Source organism: Pedobacter sp. 05L430 (assembly GCF_056397585.1).
The window spans coordinates 1-6,373 of sequence record NZ_JBFTNT010000246.1 but is presented as its reverse complement, the minus strand read 5'-3'; the positions used below and the strand labels follow the sequence as shown (position 1 = coordinate 6,373).

Here is a 6,373-nt window from a genome sequence, read left to right as displayed (position 1 = left end):
GCACTGAAATATTGCCCCATTCTAAAACAACCTTACCTGATTTATCGATGGTAAAAGTCATTTTTTCCACGAAGCTTTTTGCTTTTCCAGTTTTGGCATTTACGCGAATGACGTCAGCTGCTTCCTTGTATTCATAGGGACCCGCCGGGTTTGCGGTCTTGTTAAAAATCCACACCCAGTCCTGCGCGCCAGGAATCGAGTGCAATGAGTACTTTCCGGCTGGCAAAGCTTTTCCGTCAATGGTCACATCTTTACCCACTTCAAAAATAGTGGCCTCGTTTGCTCCGGTTCGCCAAACTTTACCGTCAAATGGTGCGATTTCTTTACCTACAGTACGGCCTTTTACCGAAGGTGCGCTGTAATCGATCGTGATTGCTGTGCCTGATTTAGTTGTTCCTTTAGCGATTGCAGGCGGACTCGGGCGTTTACTTTTATCTTCTTTTGGTTTGTCCTGAGCAAATAAAGTTGCTGAAGTAAACAAAGTCACAATTAGAGACAGTACAAATATTTTTTTCATAACATTTAATTTTTTGATTGCTACTAATATAACAAATTTTCATTCGACTGTCATTTGTCCTAAATACACCTTCAATTAACCTAATCATGGAAAAACAAAAAACCCGGCATAGACTGGGTATTATTCCATATGAGGCCACCTCTTTCGCAGAACGCGGCCTCATCTGACAGTCCAAAATTGGGAAAGAACCATATTATGACCTCAGGAATGCTGATTTGATCTGCATACTGGAGAAACTCGTGAAAAGCCTTTTAGTGATTGAGAGAAGCTTGTTTTTAAGCCCGACGAAATGCTATGCTCAGGGATGTCAGATATAAATAAAATTCGTCGCCTATATTTGTAATTCGACCACGCAATTTTTGGTAACGCCCGGCAGTCGCTCAGGCGACAATTTTGACCCGAAATGAATGATTCATAAAAAAGTGTTAAAAAACCTCCTACATATTTTCTTGTCGAAAAACTCAGACACGAAATAAGACGTTTTTTTTTTGCGCTTAGGTACAAATCCCCCACTCTAGGATTTCTGTAATAATATGCTGTTAGCGTATATCCAATTCTTACGGGATAACCATCATGCTCCTTTCTGCAGACTAAAAGATTTTCTTCCGGATTTTTAACTCTTCAAATCCCTCGATTTCTACAAGTATATGCTTCCTATGTATCCGCTTCTTCAGTTTCATCGGCACAGATCTGCTGGTCAACCGTCTGGCAATCCTTTGCATTATAGGCATGTCAAATGAAAGCTGCCGGAACTTTGGATGTAGTCAGTTATTCGAAACTTTCTTACCGTAAAGGTGTTAACTAATTAAACAATCAACAGATGAAATTACTAAACAATGATCAAGCGCCGGCTCCAGGAGCTGGTGTACTTTCAGTATCTTTAAAGGAAACAGAAGATGAACAGTTTGACTCGATTAAAAATCCAGTAAATGAACATGATCTTTGGGAGCTGATCAACCAAGAACTCGTCAGCGATGGTTCACCTGTATGGCGGATGTGGTGCTAACTGAAAAAACTTCCAGGAAATGAGAGTTACCGGGGCAAGCAACAAATTAACTAAGCCTTAAACTGTACTGTTTTTCTGGGCTTTTCTGGGATGCTATATAGGCTTGTTCTGCAGGTAATTTTCGATTTGCTCTCCAAGATGCTCGAGTAAAGCTTCAACAGCCATTCCTTCACCGCACCAGCTTTTGCCACTTCCACCCAACTCCTGCCACATCACACCCAGGGTGGTATGCTGGTCGAAAATGGCATATTTAGGCTCTTCCAAATCAGGAACTACAAGTAGTGGTCTCAGCTCCCCTTCAATGATCACCTGAACCTCAAATGGCTCCCATCCTTCTTCAATATTTCCCATTTAATTAAGTTTTTTCATCACAAAATAAAGATACTTGATATTCAGATCATGGCAATAGCAATCGTGGATTGCTATTGCCCCGAATCTTCGAACAGATTTACCAGCTGTCGGCGTAAACGACAAATAATTTTATCATCACACTGAAGCGCTATTTCCTTGAGCCTGGCTCACCCATACGTCTGAACGGAGCAAGTGCATCAGCTGGTGGGCTATCGTCATCCGTATCTGTTTTCGATTCGCTAGGGCTGTTAACTTTACTGTCTTCAAAGTCAGATAAACCTTGTTTTTTACGTTTCTCTTCCAGCTCCTTTGACTGCTGATCTCGAATTTGCTTTTCCATAATAAATAGCTATTAATTAGAATCCTATAAATCGATAACACCTAAATGTTTTTAGAATTGTAAGCCCCATTTTCCCGATCGCTTTTATAGTTCATGGCATCGTCTTCTTTGCCATTCTCCTGCACGCCTGTCTGATCTTTCAGTTGGTCTGCTTTGTCTTTCTGTCCTTCTTCCTGCATTCGAGATATGCTCATCTTAGCATTAATATTATGCTTACGCTTGTTATCCCTGGTTTTCAGTGGCTGTACGGAAGAGGATTTAAGGCTCGCATGAGCGGCATCATTATTAACGTTAGCGTCCTGACTATTTTTGAGGTTTTCCTGGATATTCATAGTGAAAATGTTTAGGTGTAAATACAACAATCTTAAACACTTATGGTTTTAATATTTCAGGAGCCATTGATCCTGCGTTTTATTTTATGCTTTGATGCCCACTTGAGCTGATGAGAGGAAAATCTACTGGACTGCAAAGCGGAAATCTATCGAAATTACAAAATGAAAAAAAATAGGTCAGTATTTCTAGCAAAACGGTAATTTTGGGTAATGTCTTCCAAATTCCAAATCCTTTATTTTTTTGAAAATGCCCGCCTAATGATTGCGGAGATCAAGCGTTTGGATCTTCCAGAAAACGCAAGCTATACTGAAACTTGTCATTGGCTTTATTTCGATAAACAAACGGGCGCACTGATGAAGCTTTGGTTCCATACGATGGATTCCTCTGGAGAAATCGAAGAAAGGTATTTTGAGCAGGGATTTTTGAAATTCAATGGCACCCAGGCCACCTTTATTGAAAAGTACAACTCAGCTCAACATACTCTGGACAGACGTAGTACAAAAGAAGCATCACCTGAACTCATATCGGTGCTGGAAAGCTATTTTAAACACCCTGAAGGGAAAAAAGATTGATTATTTTGCTGAGGCACTGTTGGGGACATTGCCATTGCCTTGTGCATTACCTTAATTTCCTGCAGTCGGCGCTGAACAGGTCGCGGAATTGCTCTTTCCCATGAACCCCAAATTAATAATAGGCATCAGGTTAAGACCTGTCCAAAGATCCACTATCGAAAGTTTCGCATAGCGATGTATGCTTCATCAAAAAAACATCCTTTACCTTACTTGATCTTGCCAAAACTTTGGGCAATGATAGCAATATGTTCTTTTATTTTTACTTTCTGAAGATGCTCCACTTTTTCCTGCCCACCTAAACTAAGCAAAGGCACATACCCAAAACATTCGTCGTATTGCAGGGCTCCATGGTTTTCCTTGGCGGTGAGGTAATTATGGTCGCTCAAATTAGCCCTTAAAAAGCCCTCATCCGCTAAATCCATATCAAAAAACCATTCCATGTCATCCCCACTTTCTATAATGGAATCCTTGCCATTTCTAAAATATACTGCCCGGATCGCATCACCTGTCCAGGTCAGGAAATCTCCAAGGGCAGTAACCCCAAAAACGATTTCGACATCCGTATTGTCATAGGCTTCATCAAACACAGGTTGAAACTCTAACGGATTAATCAACTTCAGATAGCCAYTCATAAAGATTCCAAACCCATAGCTATTCCAAAAGTCAATAAGCTGAGGAGGCAGTTTGCCCTCGTACTTATCCGATACATCGCCTGTTGCCTTTAGTACAATCGAATAGTTCGGGTATTTTTCAAAAAATATATCAAACATAGGCCGAAGGGTTGTTTTAATCAGATGAACCATTMCAACAAGAGGTTTACTACTAAAGAAGGGAAATAACAAACATCGCTTTCAACAAATATTCTGAAAACTTCATGAAATATCAAGGGTTATGCTTAAAAACGTTTTGCAGGGCAGCTAAGGCGGAGTACGGGAAAGATAAACCCATCCAGGGTAACAATACTAAGGATGGTACGGCAAATGTGTGCACGCCTTACGCTGACTAAACGAATAAATGATTCGCTAAACATTTTTTATAAAGCACGATGAATCCAGCGTTGGTAAGTCAATTCAAATTTAGTTTCGCCATTGGAATAGCTTCCGACCTGAGTCCAGCCTTGAAGTGGATAGAATCGTTCTGCACGTGTATTCGGTGCTGTCCCTAAAACTACCTTGTCCTTAGTCTGCTGAAAATACCAATCGATCATTAGTCGATGCAATTCCTTTCCAATCCCTTTTTCTGCAAACTCCGGATCTACAAACAATGCCCAGACACTCTTTTCCAACAGGTCAATAATTGAAAAACCCACAACCCTACCATCCACCTCACAAACCCACCCCTTACCTCTTTCGGAAATGTAATACGCCACATCTTTATCAGGAACAAGATCGGGATTGCTCAAAGTATTCTCTTTCACCAGATGCCGTACTACCTGCATCTGTTTAATATCTGAAAGTTTCGCGGTTCTAAAAATCATAAAGCAGGTTTTCAATTACAGGTCAAAAATTTTTACTACGCCCTTTTACATGACCTGTCTCATCAGGCAGTCAACCAGCGTATCCCTTTCATGAATTTTGTCATTTAAGGTGGTTTTTATATTTATTTTCCGGTGTTGTCGGAGAATTATGAAATCCGGCTGCGTACATTATAAATAAGATGTTCGCTGCAAATATAAAAAACAGCCGTGTTCCTTTCAAATATTTTTGGACAGTCTATTCGTTTCTTGCTGAATGCACAGAAGTTTAATTTGTAGTGACAAGTCAAATACCCTGTGTTATTAGTGGAGATTTTGTTTCCTTAATTTTTGTGTGTCTAATCCTATTTTATTGCAACGAAATCAAAATTTCTTATCCTACATCAACTCAATGGCCACAAAAATTTTAGAGCTTTGATTTATCAACGAAAAGCACAACTTAAAAACTAAAATTATGGCTAAGATTATCACAAAAGACGGAACTGAAATTTATTACAAAGATTGGGGAACAGGTCAACCACTGGTATTCCATCATGGCTGGCCACTATCAGGCGACGACTGGGACGCGCAGATGATGTTCTTTCTGCAAAAAGGATACAGAGTAATCGCCCATGACCGCAGGGGGCATGGGAGATCAAGTCAGGTTTCCGGTGGACACGATATGGATACTTATGCAGCAGATGTCGCAGCCCTTACCGAGGCGCTCGATTTGAGGGATGCTATACATATCGGCCACTCAACAGGCGGCGGCGAAGCGATTCATTACGCTGCAAACCTGGGGAAAAACCGCGTCGCTAAAGTTGTACTTATCAGCGCGGTAACACCATTAATGTTGCAGACAGAAAACAATCCCGATGGTGTACCGATGGCTGTATTTGACGAAATACGTCAGGGTACCGCATTTAACAGGGCACAATATTTCCAGGACTTCACCATCCCCTTTTACGGCTATAACCGTGAAGGTGCCAAAATATCGCAGGGCATCAGGGATAATTGGTGGAGACAGGGAATGATGGGAAGCGTAAAAGCACATCATGGTGGTATTAAGGCATTTTCAGAAACAGACTTCACAGAGGACCTTAAAAGTGTGGATATTCCGGTACTGGTTTTGCATGGAGAAGATGACCAGATCGTTCCATTTCCTATCTCGGGAGCAAAAGCCATCAAATTACTAAAAAACGGGAAATTGATTTCATATCCTGGTTTTCCTCATGGCATGCCGGCTACTGAGGCACCCACTATCAACAAAGATCTTCTGGCTTTTATTCAATCTTAAACAGATTTCAATAACTGGAAATTAGCACATTCCGCAACCCAGAAAAGCTGTCATAACTTAATTTGACAGCTTTTTTTTATTGGTAATGAGCCGATTGTTAAAGCAACACTCATGAATAAGATTAACTTTCCCTACCAGATGAGATTTTCAAAATAGCCAAGTGTGTTAATGTCCTGTTTATTAAAACAATTCTAAAGTGTGATCGTTATATAACTGAAGGCTAATGTATCAAGCTTAATTTATTAACCTAAATTTAGAACAATGAAGAACAGACAAGATGCAAGGCATAGCAGTTCGGAACAGGGCAAACCTACTTCAGATCGAATGTATCACAATGCCAAAGACGACAAAAAGCAACAGGGAATTACCAATGGCGGAGGTCAGAGGTCAGACCAGACTTCCAATAAAGACAATCAACGTAAACGAGAAGGTCATTAAAATACTTTTTGCGTTTTCGGGTAAATATTCTATTAGCTGTAAAAAGGTGTTCAGGTCAGAACCTGT

General features: G+C 40.5%; 10 protein-coding genes. 4 read left to right on the top strand and 6 right to left on the bottom strand.

Annotated elements, in window-relative coordinates:
* On the bottom strand, window positions 1-517 hold a 517-nt coding region (locus AC1DG9_RS21355), incomplete at its 3' end, for a DUF2911 domain-containing protein (RefSeq protein WP_477635198.1).
* Between the two features lie 820 nt (window positions 518-1,337).
* Here AC1DG9_RS21355 and AC1DG9_RS21350 point away from each other — a divergent pair.
* Complete coding sequence (locus tag AC1DG9_RS21350; protein WP_172663426.1) at window positions 1,338-1,523, top strand: hypothetical protein; 186 nt, start codon at window positions 1,338-1,340, stop codon at window positions 1,521-1,523.
* A gap of 93 nt (window positions 1,524-1,616) precedes the next feature.
* On the opposite strand, the gene AC1DG9_RS21345 is transcribed toward AC1DG9_RS21350, so the two are convergent.
* The 3 genes from AC1DG9_RS21345 to AC1DG9_RS21335 form a co-directional block, all read right to left on the bottom strand.
* Window positions 1,617-1,874 carry a hypothetical protein gene (locus tag AC1DG9_RS21345; protein ID WP_477612079.1) on the bottom strand — a complete coding sequence of 86 codons (258 nt, stop codon included), beginning with the start codon at window positions 1,872-1,874 and terminating at the stop codon, window positions 1,617-1,619.
* A gap of 148 nt (window positions 1,875-2,022) precedes the next feature.
* Entirely contained in the window at window positions 2,023-2,214 is a 192-nt protein-coding gene (locus AC1DG9_RS21340; protein ID WP_337714958.1) for a hypothetical protein, read from the bottom strand.
* 41 nt (window positions 2,215-2,255) lie between these two features.
* A complete protein-coding gene (locus tag AC1DG9_RS21335) occupies window positions 2,256-2,546 on the bottom strand; it encodes a hypothetical protein (protein ID WP_172663429.1) in 291 nt (96 codons plus the stop codon).
* Window positions 2,547-2,756: 210 nt separating this feature from the next.
* Here AC1DG9_RS21335 and AC1DG9_RS21330 point away from each other — a divergent pair, with 210 nt between their 5' ends.
* On the top strand, window positions 2,757-3,119 hold the full coding sequence (locus AC1DG9_RS21330; protein ID WP_288880101.1) for a hypothetical protein: 363 nt from the start codon (window positions 2,757-2,759) through the stop codon (window positions 3,117-3,119).
* Between the two features lie 206 nt (window positions 3,120-3,325).
* Here the strand turns inward: AC1DG9_RS21330 and AC1DG9_RS21325 are convergent, their stop codons facing one another.
* Both AC1DG9_RS21325 and AC1DG9_RS21320 read right to left on the bottom strand, forming a co-directional pair.
* The gene (locus AC1DG9_RS21325; protein WP_477635197.1) at window positions 3,326-3,889 is read right to left on the bottom strand and encodes a T6SS immunity protein Tdi1 domain-containing protein; all 564 of its coding nucleotides are present in this window, start codon (window positions 3,887-3,889) and stop codon (window positions 3,326-3,328) included.
* 263 nt (window positions 3,890-4,152) lie between these two features.
* Entirely contained in the window at window positions 4,153-4,596 is a 444-nt protein-coding gene (locus AC1DG9_RS21320) for a GNAT family N-acetyltransferase (RefSeq protein WP_172663432.1), read from the bottom strand.
* A 451-nt stretch (window positions 4,597-5,047) separates the two neighbouring features.
* On the opposite strand from AC1DG9_RS21320, the gene AC1DG9_RS21315 reads away from it, so the two are divergent.
* Both AC1DG9_RS21315 and AC1DG9_RS21310 read left to right on the top strand, forming a co-directional pair.
* On the top strand, window positions 5,048-5,869 hold the full coding sequence (locus AC1DG9_RS21315; protein WP_337714962.1) for an alpha/beta fold hydrolase: 822 nt from the start codon (window positions 5,048-5,050) through the stop codon (window positions 5,867-5,869).
* A gap of 261 nt (window positions 5,870-6,130) precedes the next feature.
* Window positions 6,131-6,307 carry a hypothetical protein gene (locus AC1DG9_RS21310; RefSeq protein WP_172663434.1) on the top strand — a complete coding sequence of 59 codons (177 nt, stop codon included), beginning with the start codon at window positions 6,131-6,133 and terminating at the stop codon, window positions 6,305-6,307.
* Window positions 6,308-6,373 lie beyond the last annotated feature (66 nt).

Bases quoted from the DNA above. Each gene is read 5' to 3' on its own strand.
- AC1DG9_RS21350 (WP_172663426.1), top strand. From the start codon at position 1,338: ATGAAATTACTAAACAATGATCAAGCGCCGGCTCCAGGAGCTGGTGTA.
- AC1DG9_RS21345 (WP_477612079.1), bottom strand. From the start codon at position 1,874: ATGGGAAATATTGAAGAAGGATGGGAGCCATTTGAGGTTCAGGTGATC.
- AC1DG9_RS21340 (WP_337714958.1), bottom strand. From the start codon at position 2,214: ATGGAAAAGCAAATTCGAGATCAGCAGTCAAAGGAGCTGGAAGAGAAA.
- AC1DG9_RS21335 (WP_172663429.1), bottom strand. From the start codon at position 2,546: ATGAATATCCAGGAAAACCTCAAAAATAGTCAGGACGCTAACGTTAAT.
- AC1DG9_RS21330 (WP_288880101.1), top strand. From the start codon at position 2,757: ATGTCTTCCAAATTCCAAATCCTTTATTTTTTTGAAAATGCCCGCCTA.
- AC1DG9_RS21320 (WP_172663432.1), bottom strand. From the start codon at position 4,596: ATGATTTTTAGAACCGCGAAACTTTCAGATATTAAACAGATGCAGGTA.
- AC1DG9_RS21315 (WP_337714962.1), top strand. From the start codon at position 5,048: ATGGCTAAGATTATCACAAAAGACGGAACTGAAATTTATTACAAAGAT.
- AC1DG9_RS21310 (WP_172663434.1), top strand. From the start codon at position 6,131: ATGAAGAACAGACAAGATGCAAGGCATAGCAGTTCGGAACAGGGCAAA.